This is a genomic window from Bradyrhizobium sp. 2S1 (genome assembly GCF_011516625.5).
Classification (GTDB): Bacteria; Pseudomonadota; Alphaproteobacteria; order Rhizobiales; family Xanthobacteraceae; genus Bradyrhizobium; species Bradyrhizobium septentrionale.
In genome coordinates this window covers 3635873-3655160 of record NZ_CP147717.1, presented here as the reverse complement: position 1 = coordinate 3655160, position 19288 = coordinate 3635873, and the positions used below count along the sequence as shown (strand labels likewise).

The 19288-nt window shown below is 64.5% G+C and carries 14 protein-coding genes and 3 pseudogenes; 11 read left to right on the top strand and 6 right to left on the bottom strand.

The genetic code is table 11. From position 1 onward, the window contains the following. Positions 1-535 precede the first annotated feature (535 nt). Positions 536-1699 (top strand): IS4 family transposase, encoded by a 1164-nt coding sequence (locus HAP54_RS17195; RefSeq protein WP_166298459.1) that lies wholly within the window; start codon positions 536-538, stop codon positions 1697-1699. 256 nt (positions 1700-1955) lie between these two features. Here HAP54_RS17195 and HAP54_RS17190 read toward each other — a convergent pair whose 3' ends face one another. Then, positions 1956-3041: a Cj0069 family protein gene (locus tag HAP54_RS17190; RefSeq protein WP_166307968.1), complete on the bottom strand. Its 1086-nt coding sequence runs from the start codon at positions 3039-3041 to the stop codon at positions 1956-1958. 342 nt (positions 3042-3383) lie between these two features. On the opposite strand from HAP54_RS17190, the gene HAP54_RS17185 reads away from it, so the two are divergent. From HAP54_RS17185 to HAP54_RS17165, 5 genes and pseudogenes are all read left to right on the top strand, one after another. Then, positions 3384-4202, top strand: coding sequence for a chromate resistance protein ChrB domain-containing protein (locus HAP54_RS17185; RefSeq protein WP_166301970.1), 819 nt, complete (start codon positions 3384-3386; stop codon positions 4200-4202). Further along, positions 4199-5589: pseudogene (gene chrA, locus HAP54_RS17180) on the top strand (chromate efflux transporter). The gene HAP54_RS17185 and the pseudogene chrA overlap by 4 nt, the downstream one beginning before the upstream one ends. A 200-nt stretch (positions 5590-5789) precedes the next feature. Further along, the gene (locus tag HAP54_RS17175; protein ID WP_166307965.1) at positions 5790-6386 is read left to right on the top strand and encodes a superoxide dismutase; all 597 of its coding nucleotides are present in this window, start codon (positions 5790-5792) and stop codon (positions 6384-6386) included. A 139-nt stretch (positions 6387-6525) separates the two neighbouring features. Then, positions 6526-7590: an IS630 family transposase gene (locus tag HAP54_RS17170; RefSeq protein ID WP_166204319.1), complete on the top strand. Its 1065-nt coding sequence runs from the start codon at positions 6526-6528 to the stop codon at positions 7588-7590. A gap of 71 nt (positions 7591-7661) precedes the next feature. Further along, positions 7662-8378, top strand: coding sequence for a dihydrofolate reductase family protein (locus tag HAP54_RS17165; RefSeq protein ID WP_166301967.1), 717 nt, complete (start codon positions 7662-7664; stop codon positions 8376-8378). Positions 8379-8412: 34 nt separating this feature from the next. On the opposite strand, the gene HAP54_RS17160 is transcribed toward HAP54_RS17165, so the two are convergent. Beyond that, positions 8413-8910: a LysR substrate-binding domain-containing protein gene (locus tag HAP54_RS17160; protein ID WP_224741890.1), complete on the bottom strand. Its 498-nt coding sequence runs from the start codon at positions 8908-8910 to the stop codon at positions 8413-8415. A 262-nt stretch (positions 8911-9172) separates the two neighbouring features. Further along, positions 9173-9262 (bottom strand): annotated as a pseudogene (locus HAP54_RS17155) (LysR family transcriptional regulator); the annotation flags it as partial. Between the two features lie 131 nt (positions 9263-9393). On the opposite strand from HAP54_RS17155, the gene HAP54_RS17150 reads away from it, so the two are divergent. From HAP54_RS17150 to HAP54_RS17140, 3 genes and pseudogenes are all read left to right on the top strand, one after another. Continuing rightward, entirely contained in the window at positions 9394-9990 is a 597-nt protein-coding gene (locus HAP54_RS17150) for a hypothetical protein (RefSeq protein ID WP_224741891.1), read from the top strand. After that, positions 9987-11186 carry an efflux RND transporter periplasmic adaptor subunit gene (locus HAP54_RS17145; protein ID WP_224741892.1) on the top strand — a complete coding sequence of 400 codons (1200 nt, stop codon included), beginning with the start codon at positions 9987-9989 and terminating at the stop codon, positions 11184-11186. Before HAP54_RS17150 ends, HAP54_RS17145 begins: the two co-directional genes overlap by 4 nt. Further along, positions 11183-14359, top strand: a pseudogene (locus tag HAP54_RS17140) (efflux RND transporter permease subunit). Before HAP54_RS17145 ends, HAP54_RS17140 begins: the two are co-directional and overlap by 4 nt. A 68-nt stretch (positions 14360-14427) precedes the next feature. Here HAP54_RS17140 and HAP54_RS17135 read toward each other — a convergent pair. The 3 genes from HAP54_RS17135 to HAP54_RS17125 all read right to left on the bottom strand — a co-directional run bounded on the left by HAP54_RS17135 (position 14428) and on the right by HAP54_RS17125 (position 16405). Beyond that, a complete protein-coding gene (locus HAP54_RS17135) occupies positions 14428-14871 on the bottom strand; it encodes an outer membrane protein (RefSeq protein ID WP_166301964.1) in 444 nt (147 codons plus the stop codon). Further along, positions 14822-15247 carry an outer membrane protein gene (locus HAP54_RS17130; protein WP_166301961.1) on the bottom strand — a complete coding sequence of 142 codons (426 nt, stop codon included), beginning with the start codon at positions 15245-15247 and terminating at the stop codon, positions 14822-14824. Before HAP54_RS17130 ends, HAP54_RS17135 begins: the two co-directional genes overlap by 50 nt. A 213-nt stretch (positions 15248-15460) precedes the next feature. Further along, positions 15461-16405 (bottom strand): TetR/AcrR family transcriptional regulator, encoded by a 945-nt coding sequence (locus tag HAP54_RS17125; RefSeq protein WP_166301958.1) that lies wholly within the window; start codon positions 16403-16405, stop codon positions 15461-15463. Between HAP54_RS17125 and HAP54_RS17120 the strand changes: the two genes are divergently transcribed. Both HAP54_RS17120 and HAP54_RS17115 read left to right on the top strand, forming a co-directional pair. Further along, a complete protein-coding gene (locus HAP54_RS17120; protein ID WP_414646200.1) occupies positions 16364-17647 on the top strand; it encodes an HlyD family secretion protein in 1284 nt (427 codons plus the stop codon). The genes HAP54_RS17125 and HAP54_RS17120 overlap by 42 nt on opposite strands. After that, a complete protein-coding gene (locus HAP54_RS17115; protein ID WP_166301955.1) occupies positions 17647-19239 on the top strand; it encodes a DHA2 family efflux MFS transporter permease subunit in 1593 nt (530 codons plus the stop codon). Before HAP54_RS17120 ends, HAP54_RS17115 begins: the two co-directional genes overlap by 1 nt. Positions 19240-19288 lie beyond the last annotated feature (49 nt).

The following is a 19288-nucleotide window of genomic DNA, read 5'->3' as shown; positions in this document are numbered from 1 at the left end:
GCCCCGAGCAAAAGGTAGAAAGCTCGGGGGTAGGACCACAGGTGTAACCGGAGACTCCGGCTTTCCCTGCGCGATGGTTGTGCGGCTTACTTCGCGCTCTCCCCGGCGAGACTGGGCTTGCTTGTCACCGCCTTCGTAAGAACGCTTGCGCGTTCTACAAGGGGACACCGGCCACTAGGGCGTCAGGACCACACGACTTCGCCGTCCGCCTCATGCGCACTCGTCGATTGCGCAATCGTCGTCCACTCGCATCCCACACCGCGTTCGTGACGACCGCGAAGCGCCCCTCGATCGGGTGAGACGGGCGAACCATACATCAAATTATGATTCCGATAAACCGAAATATTTTTGCCGCGGGGTCTTGCGCCGTCGGGCAACTCAGTGGCACGCGCGCGTGAGGGAGCCATCGGCGGCAGGGTTCCCTCCCCCCTTGCGGCAGGGCTGTCCGGGGAATGATTCACTGTGTCGCGGTGCATGCTCGGCAAAACCGAGGCAAATCGGTCTTTTCTGGTTGTCGAGACACAGAAGGCCGAGCATGCGATTTCGCGATAGCATTTTTAGTAGGCTGCTTGAACCGATCAATCGGCGGCAGTTTCAGACGGCTGTGGATCGTCTGGACGGGGATGCCTACGACAAGTCGTTCAAGAGCTGGGATCACCTGGTAGCGCTGATCTATGCGCAGTTGAGCGGGAACAACAGCCTGCGCGCCGTGGTGACCGGCTTCAACGCCAATCCTCAGCATCACTATCATCTGGGCACCGGCAGGTTGTCCCGCTCGACGCTGTCGGATGCCAATACCCGCCGCCCGTCCAGCATTTTTGCGCAAACCTTTGCACGATTGTCGGCGATGGCAAGCCGGCAGTTGCGGGGCGAAGGCAAGGAGATGGTGCGCCTGATCGACGCCAGTCCGATCCCGCTTGGCAAAGTTTGCACCTGGGCGGTGTGGAACGGCCGCATCCGCGGCATGAAGCTGCACGTGGTCTACGATCCCAAGGGCGATATCCCGAAGTGCGTCGAGGTGACGGCTGCCAACGTCAACGATATCGAGATCGGTCGCCAGACTCCGATCCAGGCCGGCACAACCTACGTGTTCGACAAGGGATATTGCCGTTTCGACTGGTGGCAGAAGATCAATGATAGCAAGGCTTTCTTCGTGACCCGGCCGAAGACGAGCATCCGGCTACGCGCGGTCAGGCATCGCACCATCCGCAACAGCAAGGGGGACGGCTTCAGGATCATCGTCGACGACGAGGTGAAGCTCACCAGTAAGGGCGACTCGCGTTTGCCGATACCGCTGCGGCGCATCAAGGTCAGGCGGGAGAACGGCGGCGTGATCACGCTTCTCACCAACGATACGACCCGAACGGCCGTCGAGATCGCCGCCCTCTACAAGAGCCGGTGGCAGATCGAACTGCTGTTCCGCTGGATCAAGCAGCACCTCGACATCCGCAAGTTCCTCGGCACCAACGACAATGCAATCCGCCTGCAAGTGCTTGCTGCGATGATTGCCTACCTACTGTTGCGCATTGCCGCGCGGACCAACTGCATCAAAATGCTGCCGCTCAGGCTCGCCGAACTCGTCAGCCAGTTCCTGTTCACCCGGCGAGCCTTCGCCAGCATCGACAAGCCTCCGCCAATCAACCCTAGCCGCCGCAAATGCAGAACGCCCCTCAACCAGATGGAACTCTGCTATGGTTGAATTTCCCCGGACAGCCCTGCCCTTGCGGGGGAGGGTTGGGGAGAGGGGTGCCAAACGGCAAGCTCTCTCCGAATTCTTCACGGCAATAGGCTAGCGCAATTGCGCGGTTAGTGCCCTCATCGATCATCTCGCCCGGAGCCACCCCTCTCCCCAACCCTCCCCCATCGCAAGCCGGGCCTGCCCGACTTGCGCAAATCATTGATGCGCAACCGGGGTAGACCCCGGTTGCGCGGGGGAGGGAGCCTGAAGGGCGTGCTCACTTCACGCTCTCCACGCTCCGATCAATGCGCTCGTTGACCGTCTGCGCGATCGCGGCCGGTGCCTCATCGGGGATCGCGAAGCACGAGCTCGCGTTGATCTCGCAGAGCACGTAGGTGTCGGCGCCGTCGGCATCGCGCGGACCGTAGAGGAAGTCCGCATCCCAGATCACGGGCAGCGACGCCTCATCGATCACAAGCGTCGCCATCAACTGCGGGATCCATTCGTTCTCCATCAGCCGTCGCAACGTCCTAAATTGCGGCGCATCGGGACCGTGCATGATGCGCGGTCCGGGTTGGGCCTCGGGTGCGTCGGGGCCTTCCGGAGGCGGCGGGATCAAGGCCTTGATCAGCTGGTGCCCGAAGCCCGCGACCTTCGATCCGCTGACATAGCAACGGATCATGCCCTCGGGCAGCCGCGGCTGGAAAGCCTGATCGATGATGCAGCCGCCCCATCCGAAATAAGGCTCGCAACGCGCCATCAACGCGTCCAGCGGCGTCTCCTCGGGCTGGCTGCCGCGCAGCGCGTGGAGCACGCGAACGGTCGCGTCCGCGTTCGGCAACGCTTCCACCTTCCAGACGCCCTGCCCGCCATTGCCGCGGTTCTGCTTGAGCACGCGTGGACCAGCGGTGCGCAGGCGCGACGGGAATTCGGCGCGGAAAGCGTCGGCGGTGGCGTAGCGATGCGTGTCGGCGCCCCAGCCGAGATGACGGGTGCGGTAGAGCACCTCCTTGACACCCATCTTGAGGATGACGTCCGGATGGGCGCTGACCCATAGACCTCTCATCGGATGTTTCGCCGCGACCTCGCACAGCAGGGGATCGAGCGCCGCGCGCGTCTTGCCTTGATGGATCGGATCGACCCAGACGAGAACGCCGTCCATCGTCAGCAACTGGTCGCGGACGGCATCGGCGAAACTCTCGTCGTAGACGACGGGACACGCCTCGATGCCGGAGGCTTCGAGCGCTTCGAAGACGCGGACGAAACGGTTGTTGTGTGGGGTCGCCTCCTGCCGCGCCGCGGCATCGCCACGCCACAGGATCGCTATTCTGGAACGACGGGGTGTGTGCTGTTCGGTGTCCATATCAAAGCTCCACGACGGGTTGGGTGTCGCGCAGAGCTTGGACCGAGGTCTCACGGGGAGTCTGCCTTTTCCCCGTAGCGAGGAATCTAGACGACCGCGCGCAGGTTTCAAGATGGAAGTGGAACCAATCCCGCCGAGCGGTTGAGAGCGAGGTTCAGCACCGACACCGTCCCTGTCATAGACAGTGAACTTTTGGTGATCCGCTTCAATCGCTGATGAATCCGCTTCGGCAAGACCGTTGACAGCAACGGACATTCGTCTTTTATTGCAGCCACGGGGATGTGCGATCTCCCCGCGAGGCGACATGCCCAAGAATCGCGTCCTGTTCACCAAGGGCGCACCATGTCGTCATACACATCGATCTCATCCGAAAAATTGTCTCGTCTGATCGGCACCGCCAAGGCGCCGACGCTGGTCGACGTTCGCCTCGATGAGGATTTCGCCGCAGATCCGCAGCTGATCCCGGGCGCGATCAGACACTCCCATCGCGACGTCCAGGACTGGGCTTCCCGCTTCTCCGGCCAGTCCGTGGTCGTCATCTGCCAAAAGGGGCAGAAGCTCGCCGAAGGCACCGCAGCCTGGCTGCGATGCGGCAACATTGCTGCCGAGGTTCTCGAGGGCGGCCATCTCGGCTGGAAAACGGCGGAGCTTCCCACCGTTCCCGCCGACAGGATTCCGAAACGCGACGGGCGCGGCCGTACCGTCTGGGTCACGCGATCACGGCCGAAGATCGACCGCATCGCCTGTCCGTGGCTGATCCGCCGCTTTGTCGATCCCGCGGCCGTGTTCCTGTTCGTCGCGTCAGCGGAGGTCGAGGCCGTCGCCGAGCGGTTCGGGGCGACGCCGTTCGACATCGAGAACGTGTTCTGGAGCCATCGCGGCGAACTCTGCACCTTCGACATCATGGTCAAGGAGTTCGGTCTGGCGACGCCGGCGCTGGAGCGGCTCGCGACCATGGTGCGGGCCGCGGATACCGCACGGCTCGATCTATCCCCTGAGGCACCCGGATTGCTTGCCGCCTCGCTCGGCCTGTCGCGCATGTTCGACGACGACCTCGAACAATTGAACGCCGGCCTGCTACTCTACGACGCCTTCTATCGCTGGTGCCGCGACGCGACCCGGGAGACGCACAATTGGCCGACCAGCAAGGTGAAGCCATGACCGACGTCGCGGCGAACCCAAGGACGCGCGGACAGGAACACTCCCACGGCATCTCGTTCAACGAGGCACTGCTGGTGTGGATGCGCGTCGCCATCCTGAGCTTTGGCGGACCGGCCGGCCAGATCGCGGTGATGCATCGCATCCTGGTCGAGGAGAAGAACTGGATATCGGAGGGGCGTTTCCTGCACGCCCTCAACTACTGCATGCTGCTGCCGGGGCCGGAGGCGCAGCAGCTCGCGACCTATATCGGCTGGCTGCTGCACCGGACGCTCGGCGGCATCGTGGCAGGCGGATTGTTCATCCTACCCGGTATCTTCGCCGTCATGGGACTCAGCTACATCTATCCGCCTACGGCAATGTCGGATTTGTCGAGGTGCTGTTCTTCGGCCTGAAGGCAGCGGTGCTTGCCATCGTCATCCAGGCCGTGGTGCGGGTCGGCAAGCGCGCGCTGCGCAACCGGGTGATGATCGCGCTCGCGGCGACAGCCTTTGTCGCAATCTTCTTCTTCGCGGTGCCGTTTCCGCTGATCATCCTGGCCGCTGCCGGCGTCGGGCTGATCGGGGCATACCTGGGCCGCAGCGAATTTGCGGCCATCGAACATGGCGGCAAGAATTCCGCCGTGATCGACAGCATGCTTGGCGAGGCGGTGCCGGATCACGTCCGTCCCAACGCGTCGCGCGCGCTGCGGGTCGGCGCGGTCTGGCTCGCGCTCTGGCTGGTGCCGGTGTTCGCCCTGCTCATCGCGCTCGGGCCCGGTGACGTGTTCAGCCAGATCGCGATCTTCTTCAGCAAGATGGCGATGGTGACATTCGGCGGGGCCTATGCCGTGCTCGCCTATGTCGCGCAGCAAGCCGCGGAATATTACCACTGGGTCAGCCCGCGCGAGATGCTGGACGGGCTCGGCATGGCCGAGACCACGCCCGGACCGCTGATCATGGTGGTGCAGTTCGTGGGGTTCATGGCGGCGTTCCGCGAGGCCAGCGGCCTGCCGCCGATGCTTGCCGCCACGCTCGGCGGCCTGCTCGCGACATGGGTGACCTTCACGCCGTGCTTCCTGTGGATCTTCGTCGGCGCGCCCTACATCGAAGCACTGCGCGGCAACAAGGCGCTCGCCGGCGCGCTGTCGGCGATCACCGCCGCCGTGGTCGGCGTGATCCTCAACCTCTCGATCTGGTTCGCGCTGCACACGCTGTTCCGGCAGACCTTCCCGGTGCACCGGCTTGGCCTGTCGTTCGACGCGCCGGTGCCAGGCAGTATCGACTGGCCGGCGCTGGCGCTGTCGGTGGCCGCAGCGATTGCGATCTTCCGCTTCAATGTGGGGATGCTCGCCGTCCTCGCCGCGTCCTGCATCGTGGGCGTGCTGCTGCGCCTCGTGGGCATGATCTGAGCGGAGCGGCTGACGCATCGAACTTTCGCACCCTTTGATCCAAGCGTACCGGCATTGCTCAACATCAGGAGGAGCCGATGACCATCGACACAGAGCGCCGCAACTTCATCACCGCGGCCGGCGTAGCCACCGCATCGGCAGTCGTGCTGGGTAGCAACCGCGCCGCTGCCGAAACCAACCAGCAGACAGGAGCCAGGGCCATGTCCTATCAGGCAAAACCGATGTCGTTCGATCCAAAGTCGATCAGCGGCATCTCCGAGAAGATCCTCGTCAGCCACTACGAGAACAATTACGTCGGCGCGGTGAAGCGGCTCAACGCCATCGGCACGCAGCTTGCCGAACTCGACTTCGCCAAGGCGCCGAACTTTATGATCAACGGCCTGAAGCGCGAGGAGTTGATCGCGGCGAACTCGATGATCCTGCATGAAGTCTATTTCGATGGGCTCGGCGGCGCGGGCAAACCGGGCGGAGCGCTCGCCGAGGCGATCACGCGCGACTTCGGCAGCATGGAGCGCTGGCGCACCGAATTCGCCGCGATGGGCAAGGCGGAAGGTGGCGGTTCGGGTTGGGTGATCCTCGCCTACTCGCCCCGCGACAAGCGGCTGGTCAATCAATGGGCCGCGGATCATACGACGACGCTTGCCGGCGGTCGTCCGGTCCTGGTGCTCGATATGTATGAGCACGCCTATCACATGGACTTCGGTGCCGCCGCGGCGCGTTATGTGGACATCTACATGGAGGCCATTCGCTGGGACAATGCAGCCAGGCTTTACGAGCAATACGCGAAGGAGACGTGAGGAGAGACGCGGAGCGGCGCGGCCGGTTCCATTCGGCGGGCATGTTACCAAACACTGCCGCGTTATCGGCATTGAGAATGTGCTTCGGCCACTCTAGTACCTACTGTTCTTAAAGCGTGAGTCGTGATTCAAGGTCGGGATGATACCCGAAGCAAGAGAAGTCCACCTTTCGAGGAAAGATCGCAAGGTGCTTGAGGCGTGTTGCCGCTCCCCGGTGACGTTGCAGCGCGATTTGAAGCGGGCGCGGATAGTTCTGTTGGCGGCGGATGGACGCAGCACTCGGTCGATCGCCAAGGAAGTTGGGGTCCAGCCGCGGATTGTCAGCCTTTGGCGGCATCGCTATGCCGACCAAGGCCTTGAAGGGCTGCAAGACAAGCCGCGACCGGGCAAGCAGCCAATCTATACGAAGGCCACCGACAAGCGGATTCTGAAGCTGCTGGACAAGCCGCCGCCGGACGGGTTCGCACGCTGGACCGGGCCCCTGCTGGCCGGGGCGCTGGGCGATGTTGACGTCCAATATGTCTGGCGGTTCCTGCGCAGCCACAAGATTGACCTCGCGGCTCGTAAGTCCTGGTGTGAGAGCAACGACCCGAACTTTACGGCCAAAGCCGCCGATGTTGTCGGCCTCTATGTCGCCCCGCCCGCGAAGGCCATTGTGCTGTGCGTGGACGAGAAGCCCTCGATCCAGGCTTTGGAGCGAGCGCAGGGTTATCTGAAGTTGCCCAATGGCCGCGCCTTGACCGGCCAGAGCCACGATTACAAGCGGCATGGCACCACAACATTGTTTGCGGCGCTCGAAGTCGCCACCGGAAAGATCATCGCGGCGCATTCAAAACGCCGACGCCGCGTCGAGTTTCTCGACTTCATGAACAGCGTCACCGCGGCTTTTCCGAACCGGAAGCTTCACGTCATCCTCGACAACCTCAACACCCACAAGAAGAACGAGCATTGGCTCAAGGCCCACCCCAACGTGCAATTTCATTTCACGCCGACAAGTGCGTCTTGGCTCAATCAGGTCGAGGTATGGTTTTCGATCTTGCAGGGGCAGTCGCTCAGCGGCACCTCCTTCACAAGCCTCACGCAGCTTCAGGAGCACATCGATGCCTACGTCAACGCATACAACGACAGAGCCGAGCCCTTCGTCTGGACCAAGAAAAAGGTCCGTCAACGCCGTTTCAAAGGCCGCCGTATCACTCAGCTCTGATTCTGGGTACTAGATCAGAGGTTGCCCCTCCCCGGCGCAGTCACCGCGCCGCTCCACCGAAGAGTTAGCCTATGCGACCCCACATCATCTGCCACATGGGCACATCGATCGACGGCCGGCTACATCCCAGCCGCTTCACCAAACCCGCCGCCGGCATCCCGGCCGACGTGCTGCGCTCCCATTACGAACGGATCCATGACGAGTTCAACGCCGACGGATGGATCATCGGCCGCGTCACCATGAACGAGATGGCCAAGGGATCGGAGCGGCACATCGCCAATGCACCGAAACTGCCGCGCGAGCCGCATCTCGGCAACCGCAACGGCCGCAAGCTCGCGATCGGCATCGATCCCTCGGGCCGCGTGCATTTCGGCAAGGACAATGTCGGCGGCGATCACGCCGTCGCGGTGCTCGGCGAACAGGTCTCCGATGCCCACCTCGCCGAATTGCGCGGGGACGGCGCGTCCTACCTGTTTGCCGGCGCAAAGGGCGATGATCTGGCGAGCGCGATGGCGCAGCTTGCGTCGCTGTTCGGCGCCAAAACGCTGCTGCTCGAAGGCGGCGGCGGGATCAACGGCGCCTTCCTCAAGCACGGGCTGATCGACGAGTTCAGCACGCTGATCCATCCGGCGGTCGACGGCGTCGCCGGATCGCAAGGCATCGTCGACTATCACGGCGAGGCGGGCGACCGCCCCGGCGCCGGGCAATCGCTGCGGCTCACCCACTGCGAGACGCTGGAGGGCGGCATGGTCTGGCTGCGGCATGCCGTGGAGCGCGCGCCGGGCTGAACACAGCCGCAAGCGCGACGATCCCGTGCGGATGTCAGATGCCGGCCGTGGCAGCAACGATCGTGTCTCGCAGCCAGCGGTGCGCCGGCAGATCGTCGAAGCGGCGGTGCCAGCTCATGACACTCTGCAGCTTCGGTGCGTCGAACGGCAATTCGCGCATCTCGATCGGATAGGCGCGGCGGAATTCGAGCGCGAGCTTCCGCCCCAAGATCGCAACCATGTTGGATTGCACCAGGACCGCGCCTGCGGACAGATAGGGGACGTCGGCGGCAATGGTCCGCTCGGCCTTGCGGGCCTGCAGCCAGGCGTCGACGAAGTCCAGATTCTCGCCGCTAGAGGTGATCGCAAGATGAGGCAGTCCGGCCAGCAGCTCGGCGGTCAGCTTCTTGCGCAGGGACGGGTGCCCCGCCCTCAGCACCGCGACGAAGCGGTCCTCGATCAAGAGCTGCGAGGCAAAGCGCTCGCCCTCGAGGGCGCGCGCGGAGATCGCGAGATCGAGCTCGCCGCGGTCGAGCCGGTCGGCAAGATTCAAGGTGCCGCTCGGCAGCAGCGTTCAGCCGCACCATCGGCGCCTGCGCCCGCGCCGCCGCGAGGATCAGGCCAACCGCGACCACCGCGGCATAATTGTTCACCGCAATGTTGAAGCGCCGGTTGGCCTGCGCCGGATCGAACTGATCGCCCTCGACCGCGAGCTGCAGCTCGTTGAGCGCCTTGCGGATCGGCAGCGCCAGCGCCTCCGCCCGCGGCGTCGGCAACATGCCGGATGGCGTGCGGACGAACAGTCCGTCCTTGAGCGCGTGGCGCAGCCGGTTCAGCGCGTGGCTGACCGCCGGCTGGCTGATGGCAAGCGCGTTGGCTGCGCGTATCACGCTGCGTTCGCGCATCACCGCGTCGAACACCAGCAGCAGATTGAGGTCGAGATTGCGCAGCCGCATGCGCTCATTATGCATGATGTGAATTGGTGGATAAAGACAATTCATTTGTATAATATCGCGGCGAGGCCCAGCTTCCGGGCATGTCCGCGAGCCTGCACAGCACAGTTCCAGCAAGACCGGTTCGCACCGCCGCGAACGTGCTGGTCGGTGTGCTGGTCACACCGGATGCACCGGCCATCGCCATGCCATCGACCTTCGCGCGCTGGCGGGCGCTGACGCCGCTTGCGACATGGCTGCCGATCGCGCTGGGCGAACCGGGCTACGCCGACATCCTGAGCGGCGTCGCGGCCGCGCTCGAGCGCGCCGGCATGACGCCGCGGCAGCTGATCCTGCTCGGCGAAGGGCCGGTCGCGCGCAGCATGCTGGAACTGGCGCTGCGGGGCGAATTGCCGTGCGGCGGCATCGTCGCGATCGACGTCCCCTGCGGCGCGCTGCCGTTTCCCATCGTGCCCACGGTCACGGCGATGCGGCTTGTCATCCGCCGCGACGGCGATGAGGCGCTGCGCGGCGATCTCATCGGCGCGCTGCGCTCCGCCGATCTCGACGCACGCATCATCACGCTCGACCTGACGGCCGGCCGCGCTGCCGGCGCGGCAGCGAGCGTCACTGAAACCTTCGTCCTCGAGCTGGTCGCAACGATCGGCCGCCGGACAATTGATGGAGTTGGCGACCCATGACACCGAAGGCCCTCATGATCACCAGCGCTTGTCTGGCGATCACCGCCGCAATCGGCGCCGGCGCGTATCTCGTGCACCTGCGCGACGGCCGCACAGATCACGTGCCCGCGGCGGCCCTGGCCAAGGCCGCCACGCCAGCCGTTCCGGTGACCGCAGCCAAGGCCCAGCAGCACGACGTGCCGATCGTGCTCGAAGGGCTCGGCACGGTGACGCCGATCAACACCGCGACCATCCGCACCCAGGTGCAGGGCACGCTCGACAGCGTCGACTTCGTCGAGGGCAAGCAGGTGAAGCGCGGCAACGTGCTCGCCAAGATCGACCCGCGGGTCTATGAGGCCCAGGTCGATCAGGCCGAGGCCGCGCTGGCCCGCGACGAGGCCAGCCTGAAGAACGCCAGGACCAACCTTTCGCGGACCCAGCCGCTCGCCAACCGCGGCTTTGCCACCCAGCAGCTGCTCGATACCCAGAATTCGCTGGTCTCGCAGGGTGAGGGCACGGTCGCGCTCGACAAGGCGGCGCTGGAAGCCGCGCAAACACAGCTGAGCTTCACCACCATCACCGCGCCGTTCGACGGCGTCACCGGAATCCGCCGCATCGATCCCGGCAACATCGTGCAGCCGTCCGATCTCAACGGACTCGTGGTCCTGACCCAGCTGCAGCCGATCGCGGTGATCTTCACGCTGCCGTCCGCCGACATCCCGCGCGTGCAGCAGGCGCTCGTATCCGGGATCGTGTCGGTCGATGTCTATGATGCCAAGGACCAGCAGAAGCTCGACCACGGCAGCCTGATGCTGATTGACAACCAGGTCGACAGTTCGACCGGTACGGTGCGGCTGAAGGCGTCCTTCCCCAACGCCGGCCGCATGCTGTGGCCCGGCAACTTCGTCAACGTCCATCTGACCATTGCCGTCAGCCACAACGCGCTCACTGTGCCGCTGACGGCGGTGCTGCAGGGGCCAAGCGGGGCCTTCGCCTATGTGGTCGGCCCCAACAACGTCGTCAGCGTACGCAATGTCACAGCCGGCCAATCGCGTGAGGGACAGGTCCTGATCGAGCAAGGCCTCGCGGCGGACGAGACCGTCGTCACCGCCGGCCAGTACCGGCTCAATCCGGGGACCACGGTCGACATCGTGCCCGATAACGAGAAGGACCTGGTCCAGAACGCGACCACTGCAAGCGCAGGCATGCTGCCATGAACATCTCCGCAGGCTTTATCCGCAGGCCGGTCGCGACCGCTTTCCTGGCCATCGCCATCACGCTGGTCGGTATGGTCGCCTTTGTGCGGCTGCCGGTCTCGGCGCTGCCGACGGTGGACACCCCGACCATCCAGGTGACGGCGCAGCTGCCCGGCGCCGACCCGCAGACCATGGCCTCCTCGGTCGCAACGCCGCTGGAGCGGCAGTTCGGACAGATCGCGGGCCTGACCGGCATGAGCTCGAGCAGCGGGCTCGGCAACACCCAGATCACGCTGCAATTCGCGCTGAACCGCAGCGTCGATTCGGCCGCGCAGGACGTGCAGACCGCGATCAATGCCGCAGCGGGACAACTGCCCAAGACCATGCCGTCGCCGCCGACCTTCCACAAGGTCAACCCGGCCGACGTGCCGGTGCTGCTGATCGCGCTGACGTCGGACACCGAGCCGCTGACCAAGGTCGACGATTACGCCGACAGCATTTTGGCGCAGAAATTGTCGCAGGTGCCGGGCGTCGCGCTGGTCACGATCGGCGGCATGCAGAAGCCGTCGATCCGGGTGCAGGTCAATCCGGCCAAGCTCGCCGCCGCAGGCCTCGACCTCGAGCAATTGCGCACGACGCTCGGCAACATCACCGTGAACCAGCCCAAGGGCGTGCTCTACGGCAATCAGCAGGCCTACACGCTTGCCACCAACGACCAGGTGCTGGTCGCGAGCAGGTATGACGATCTGATCATCGCCTATCGCAACGGCGCGCCGGTGCGCCTGCGCGACGTCGGCCAGGCCATCGTCGCCGCGGAAGACGTCACGCTGCACGGCTGGTACAACGACAAGCCGGCCGTCATCCTCGCAATCCAGCGCCAGCCCGGCGCCAACGTGATCAGCACGGTGGACGGCATCAAGAAGCTGCTGCCGCAGCTGGTCTCGGGCCTGCCGTCCGACATCAAGGTCCAGATCGCGTCCGACCGCACGCAGACGATCCGCGCCAGCGTCGCCGACGTGCAGTTCACCCTGCTGTTGACCATCGCGCTGGTGGTCGGCGTGATCTTCCTGTTTCTGCGCAATCTGTGGGCGACCATCATTCCCGCCGTCTCGGTGCCGATCTCGCTGGTCGGCACGTTCGGCGTGATGTATCTGCTCAACTACAGCCTCGACAATCTCTCGCTGATGGGCCTGTCGATCGCGGTCGGCTTCGTGGTCGACGACGCCATCGTGATGATCGAGAACATCTCGCGGCACATCGAGGAGGGTCTCTCGCCGATGCAGGCGACGCTGAAGGGCGCAAAAGAGATCGCCTTCACTATCATCTCGATCTCGGTCTCGCTGGTCGCGGTGTTCATTCCGCTCCTGCTGATGGGCGGCGTGATCGGCCGCATGTTCCAAGAATTCGCGGTGACGGTGTGCGTCGCCATCCTGGTGTCGGTCGTCGTCTCGGTGACCCTGACGCCGATGATGTGCGCCTGTCTGCTGTCGCCGAACCAAGGCGCCGACGCCGGGCGGATGTCGCGCGCGCTCGAGCGCGGCTTCGTCGCGATCGAGGCCGGCTATGAGCGGCTGCTCGCGGTGGCGTTGCGCTTCAAGGCCACGACATTGTCGATCATGCTGGCCAGCATCGTTGTGACCGGCCTGCTCTTTGTTGCGATCCCCAAGGGCTTCTTTCCCCAGCAGGACACCGGCATGATCACCGGCATCACGGAGGCATCGGCGGACGTCTCGCCGGCGCAGATGGCGGCCCTGCAGCGCAGCGCCATCGACATCATTGCCAAAAACCCTGCGGTGGCCAATGCGACCGGTTATATCGGCCCGGGCGGCCCGACCGTCACCGCGAACAATGGCCGCCTGTTCGTGCTGCTGAAGCCCAAAGCGGAGCGCTCTGCTTCCGCGGATCAGGTGATCAGGTGATCAGGTGATCAGGTGATCAGGTGATCAGGTGATCAGGTGATCAGGCAGCTCGACAGCGCGCTGCAGAAGATCAAGGGAATGTCGGTGTTCCTGCAGGCGACGCAGGACATCAATCTCGCCAGCCGCCTGTCCAAGACGCAATATCAGTACACGCTCACCGATGTGAACCAGGACGAGCTCAATCTGTGGGCCGGCAAGCTGTATCAGACGCTGAAGACGCTGCCGGAGCTCGCCGACGTCGCCACCGACCAGGCCAACGCGGCGCGCCAGCTCAAGCTCGAAATCGACCGCGACGCCGCCGCGCGCCTCGGCATCGATCCGGCCGCAGTCGACAACACGCTCTATGATTCATTTGGCCAGCGCCATGTCGCGCAGCTGTTCACGGCGCTCAACACCTATTACGTGATCCTCGAGGTCGATCCGTCGTTCCAGCTCGGCCCCTATGCGCTGAACCGCATCTATATCCGCTCGTCCACCGGATCTATGGTGCCGCTCAGCCAGATCGCGAGCATCGATTACGGCACCGCGCCGCTTGCGGTGAACCATCAAAGCCAGTTCCCGTCGGTGACGCTGAGCTTCAACCTCGCGCCAGGCGCGGCGGTGGGGACGGCAGTCGCCGCCATCCAGAAGGCGACCGCCGATATGCAGATGCCCTCGACGGTTGCCACCAGCTTCCAGGGCAATGCGCAGGCGTTCCAGGCGGCGCTTGCCAGCACGCCGATGCTGATCGTCGCGGCGATCGTTGCGGTCTATCTGATCCTCGGCATGCTCTATGAAAGCACCATCCATCCGGTCACGATCCTCTCGACCCTGCCCTCCGCCGGCCTCGGCGCGCTGCTTGCGCTATGGGCGTTCGGCTTCGGCCTCGACGTGATCGGGCTGATCGGCATCATCCTGCTGATCGGCATCGTCAAGAAGAACGGCATCATGCTGATCGACTTCGCGCTGGAAGCCGAACGCCACCAGCACCTCTCCGCCGAGCGGTCGGTCTATCTGGCCTGCAAGGCCCGCTTCCGCCCGATCCTGATGACGACGATGTGCGCGATGCTCGGCGGCGTGCCGCTGATGATCGGCACCGGAACCGGCTCCGAGCTGCGCCAACCGCTCGGCTTTGCGATCGTCGGCGGGTTGATCGTCTCGCAGCTGATGACGTTGTTCACGACGCCGGTCGTCTACATCTATCTCGACGACATCAGGCGATGGCTGGGCGGCGTGCGCAAAGGCGCGCAACAAGCTGCCTCGCGCCCATCGGAGGCTGTCCCGCCGTTGGCATGAATGGATCGATCCGGCGGTACCTCTCCCGCTTGCGGGAGAGAGAACGCAACGCCTTGCTCAAGCCGGTGTCAGAACTTGTAGCTCAACGCGGCGCGAGCAATGCTGAACCTGTTCTCGCGGCTGGCATTGTAACGGATCTGGCTCTGCACCGGATCCGTGCCCTGGAAGGTCGCTGTCGTGCCGCTTCCGCCGAGATCGACATAGAGATATTCGCCGCGCAGCGTCCAGTTGCCGGGAAAGGCATATTCGAGGCCGCCGCCGGCGGTCCAACCGACGCGGATGTCGGAATTGTTGCCAAGCCAGAGCCGCGAGAGACCCGTGGAAAAGACTTCCGAGTTGGTGATGTTGGTCTTCACCTCGCCATAGGCCAGACCGCCTGTCGCGTAGATCAGCAGGCGCTCGGCCGGCACAAAGCCGATGCGGCTCCGCACAGTGCCGAACCAATCGATCTTGCTGGTGTATTCAATATCGTAGCTTCCCGTCCCGAAGGAAAGCGACGGTGGTGCTTCCACCCCGGGAAGACTTCAGGTCGACATAGTTGAAATCGGCTTCCACACCGAGGACGACCCTGTCGATCTGATAGTTGTATCCGAGCAATCCGCCAGCGGTGATGCCCGCCTGGTTGCTGTCCGAAACGGGGACACGAACAACGTTGCCGGCGCCGACGATCGAAACGACATTGCTGCTGGTCGTGATATTCCCACCATCATACCAGCCGCCGCCCACATTCACGCCGGCATAGAATCCGGACCAGTTGAACGCGGGAGCCACCAATGGCGGAGCCTTGGTCCAGCTGCGCTCCGGCAGGTCAGCGGCTGACGCCGCGCTCGCAAATCCCGTGATGAAAAGCAGGCCAGCCCCAACGATTCCAAAACGACGCACTTCCATTCCCCTTTGCCCTTGCCGCTAGCAAGTCACCCCAAAAAGCGAGCGACCAAATCTCTGCCATGGAAGGAAGGAAGGAGTGCGACAGCATGCCTCACTCGAATTGCATTCTTTCCCGCAAGCTGTGTCAAAGTTGCAACGACTAGCGCTCACAACCGCGTGAGCGAACCTGTCTCGGATAATCTCTTGATCAACCGGAGACCAGTCTGTTTCGAGTCAGAAACCATTTCTGCACGCAGCAACGAAAAACGCGACGCCGCCTGCAACATGATCATTGATCTCGGGGTCGAGCACTTTCAGGTCCACCTCGAACAGCGCACGCAGCAGCATCGGCACCGCGATGATGTCGAGAAACAAGCGCGCCGTTGTCGGCAGATGCTCCGGGGCGAAGGCCGGCAGCTTGCCGAGTTCGTCGGATTGCGTCAGGTCACGCAGCAGGTGAACGCCGAGCTCGGTGGCGAGCGCGCGCGCCCTGCGGTTGACGGTGGCGGCGAGATCCGGAAAGCGATGCGCTTCCGCGATCGCGAGCCGCATCAGTCCGATCCGGTCGGCGTCAAGGCCCCAATGCAGCAGGGTCGAGGCAACGCTGGTGAGACGCTCCTCGACCGTCGCGCCGACCGGCGCATCCGCCTTGAACTCGGCGATGCGTGACAGGATGTCCCGCGTCACCACCTCGGTGAACAGCGCCCGCTTGTCGCGGAAGCGCGCATAGATCGTACGCTTGCCGGAGCGCGCGGCCTCGGCGATCTCGTCGATGCTCGCGCCCTCGAACCCGCGCTGCAGAAAAACCTTGCGCGCCGCATCCAGGATGCGCCCGTCGACCTCGCCGGCGAGCTCCTTCGGCGGCCGACCGGCACGCACCTCGACCGGCCTCGCCTTGGCGGCCCGCGGCTTCCTCAAGGTGCTGGTGGTCATCGCCTTTACCCGGGTGCCATTGGCCGGTCGCGCCGGCAATGCCCCGCAATATACCCCTATCACATCTGGTTGTAAATAGAACGGTACAGTTTCGTTTCTATTGACGCTGCGCTGCCGCGGGACTATTTGCGGCGTAGAAACGAAACTGTTTCGTTCCTTTATGCGAGCCCGCACGGACCTCGCCGGACAGCAGGAGCCGCCATCATGTTCGAAGACACTGTTTTGGAGCGCGACCAGGAGGGGCATCCGAGCATCGAGGGCGCGCCCCCGGTGCCGGCCCCGCACGAAGCCGATGCCAAACCCGACCGGCCGGAGATCACTGCGAAGGTCCCTGCGCCGGAGCGCCCCGTGGGCAAGCAGCCCGCGCCGCCGGAAACTGTCCCACCGGAGGTTACCGGCAAGGCGCCGCGGCGCGGTTTCCTGCGCCGCCGTCCGGTCGTCTCCGCGATCGGCGCCGTGCTGCTCACTGCCGCGATCGGCGGTGGCACCCTCTACATGGACTACGCCGGGCATTTCGAATCCACCGACGACGCCTTCATCGCGGCGCGGCAGTCCGCGCTCGCACCAAAAGTCTCCGGCTACATCACCGCCGTTCCGGTCACCGACAACCAGCATGTCACAGCCGGCGATGTGATCGCCCGCCTCGACGACCGCGACTATCGCGTCGCGCTGGCGCAGGCCGAGGCCCAGGTCGCGGCGGCGCGCGCCAGCATCGAGAATGTCGATGCGCAGCTCGATGTGCAGCAGGCGCAGATCGCCGCCAACCAGGCCCAGGTGGACCAGGCGCAGGCGGCGCTGGTGTTCGCCCAGCAGCAGGCAACGCGCTTCCAGCATCTGGAGCAGACCGGCTACGGCACGGTGCAGAACTCCGAGCAATACACCTCGCAGCTGCATCAGCAGCAGGCCGCACTGCTGAGCGCGCAGGCGACGCTCAACCTTGCACAGCGCCAGGTCGAATCGCTGAAGGCACAGCGCAAGAGCGCGGTCGCCAATCTCGCCCAGGCCGAGGCGCAGCGCGACCAGGCGCAACTCAATCTGTCCTACACGACGGTGACCGCCGCGCAGCCGGGCCGCGTCGTCAACCTCTCGGCTGCCGTCGGCCAGTTCGCGCAGGCCGGCACCAACCTGACCATGTTCGTGCCCGACCAGACCTGGGTCACCGCGAACTTCAAGGAGATCCAGCTCGACAAGATGCGGCCGGGCGAGCAAGTGACGCTGAAGATCGACGCCTATCCCGGACGCACGATCAAGGGCCATGTCGAGAGCGTGCAGCCCGGCTCCGGCACCGCGTTCTCGTTGCTGCCGGCGCAGAACGCCACCGGCAACTACGTCAAGATCGTGCAGCGCGTGCCGGTGAAGATCGTGATGGACAATCCGCCGACCGACGTCGCGCTCGGGCCGGGCATGTCGGTGGTACCGACGGTGCGGATCGACGCCGCGCCGTCGCTGCTCGAGCGTCTTGAGAAGCTGAATCTTGGGAGGCTGTGATGAGTGCCGCAGCGATCGACGCCAAAGCCATGCCGGCTCCAGCCGCCAACGTCAATCCCTGGCTGATCGCCATCGTGGTTGCGCTCGCGAGCTTCATGGAGGTGCTCGACACCACGATCGCCAACGTCGCGCTGCCCTATATCGCCGGCGGCATGGGGGTGAGCGAGGACGAAGCCTCCTGGGTGGTCACCTCCTATCTGGTTTCCAACGCCATCATCCTGACCGCGTCCAGCTTTCTCGCCCGAATGCTGGGGCGCAAGCGGTTCTTCCTGATCTGCCTCGGCATCTTCACGGTCAGCTCGATCCTGTGCGGCTTCGCCTCGAGCCTCAACGCGCTGCTGCTGTTCCGCATCCTGCAAGGCCTCGGCGGTGGCGGCATGGTGCCGGTGGCGCAGTCGATCCTCGCGGATGCGTTTCCGCCGGCCAAGCGCGGACAAGCGTTTGCGGTGTTCGGCATCGCCGTGGTGGTGGCGCCGGTCGTCGGGCCGACGCTCGGGGGCTGGCTGTCCGACAATCTGTCCTGGCACTGGTGTTTTCTGATCAACGCCCCGGTCGGCGCGTTTGCGACCATCCTGATCGCGGCAGTGCTGCAGGAGCCTGCAAAGAAGGCCAAGCCGCAACGGCAGGAGGCCGGTTTCGATGTCATCGGCTTCGCGCTGGTCGCGACCTTCCTCGGCGCGCTCGAGGTGATGCTCGACCGCGGCCTCGAGGACGACTGGTTCGCCTCGTCCTTCATCGTCACATCAGCGGTGATCTGCGGCACGGCATTCGTGCTGATGATCCCGTGGGAGATGACCCGGCGCAATCCGATGATTGACCTGCGCATGGTGGCGACCCGACAGTTCGGCGCCTGCTTCCTGGTGATGCTGGCGACCGGCGCCATCCTGCTTGCGACCACGCAATTTTTGCCGCAGCTGGTGCAGCAGGATTTCGGCTACACCGCAACCTGGGCCGGCCTGGTGCTCTCGCCCGGCGGCCTCGTCACCATGGCGATGATGTTCGCGGTCGGCCGGCTCGCCGCCAAGGTGCAGCCGAAATATCTGATCGTGCTCGGCGCGCTGGTGATTGCGGCCTCGATGTACAGCATGACCAACGTCTATGGCGATCTCGGCTTCTGGTTCATGGCGCGCTCGCGCATGCTGATCGGCGTCGGCCTGCCGCTGATCTTCGTGCCGATCATGGCGGCGTCCTATGACGGCATCCCGCCCGACAAGACCGACCAGGCCTCCGCGCTGATCAATGCGGCGCGCAACACCGGCGGCTCGATCGGCGTCTCGATCGTGTCCAACGTGCTGACGCATCGCCAGCAGTTCCACCAGAGCCGGCTGGTCGAGCAGGTGACGCCGTCGAGCCCGCAATATCAGGACACGCTGCACCAGGTCACCGACTTCTTCGTCGCCCAGGGCAATTCGCTGGCGCAGGCGCACCAACAGGCGATCCAGTGGATCGGCCAGCAGGTGCAGACCCAGGCCTCGTTCCTGTCCTACATGGATGCGTTCTGGATGCTGATGCTGATCTCGCTCTCGGCGATCCCGCTGGCGCTGACCTTGCGCAAGGTCAAGCTCGGCGGCCCCGCCCCTGTCGGCCATTGAGCATCGCCGCGAAAGGTAATTTTCGAAAGCACGTCGCCCGTCCGGCGGC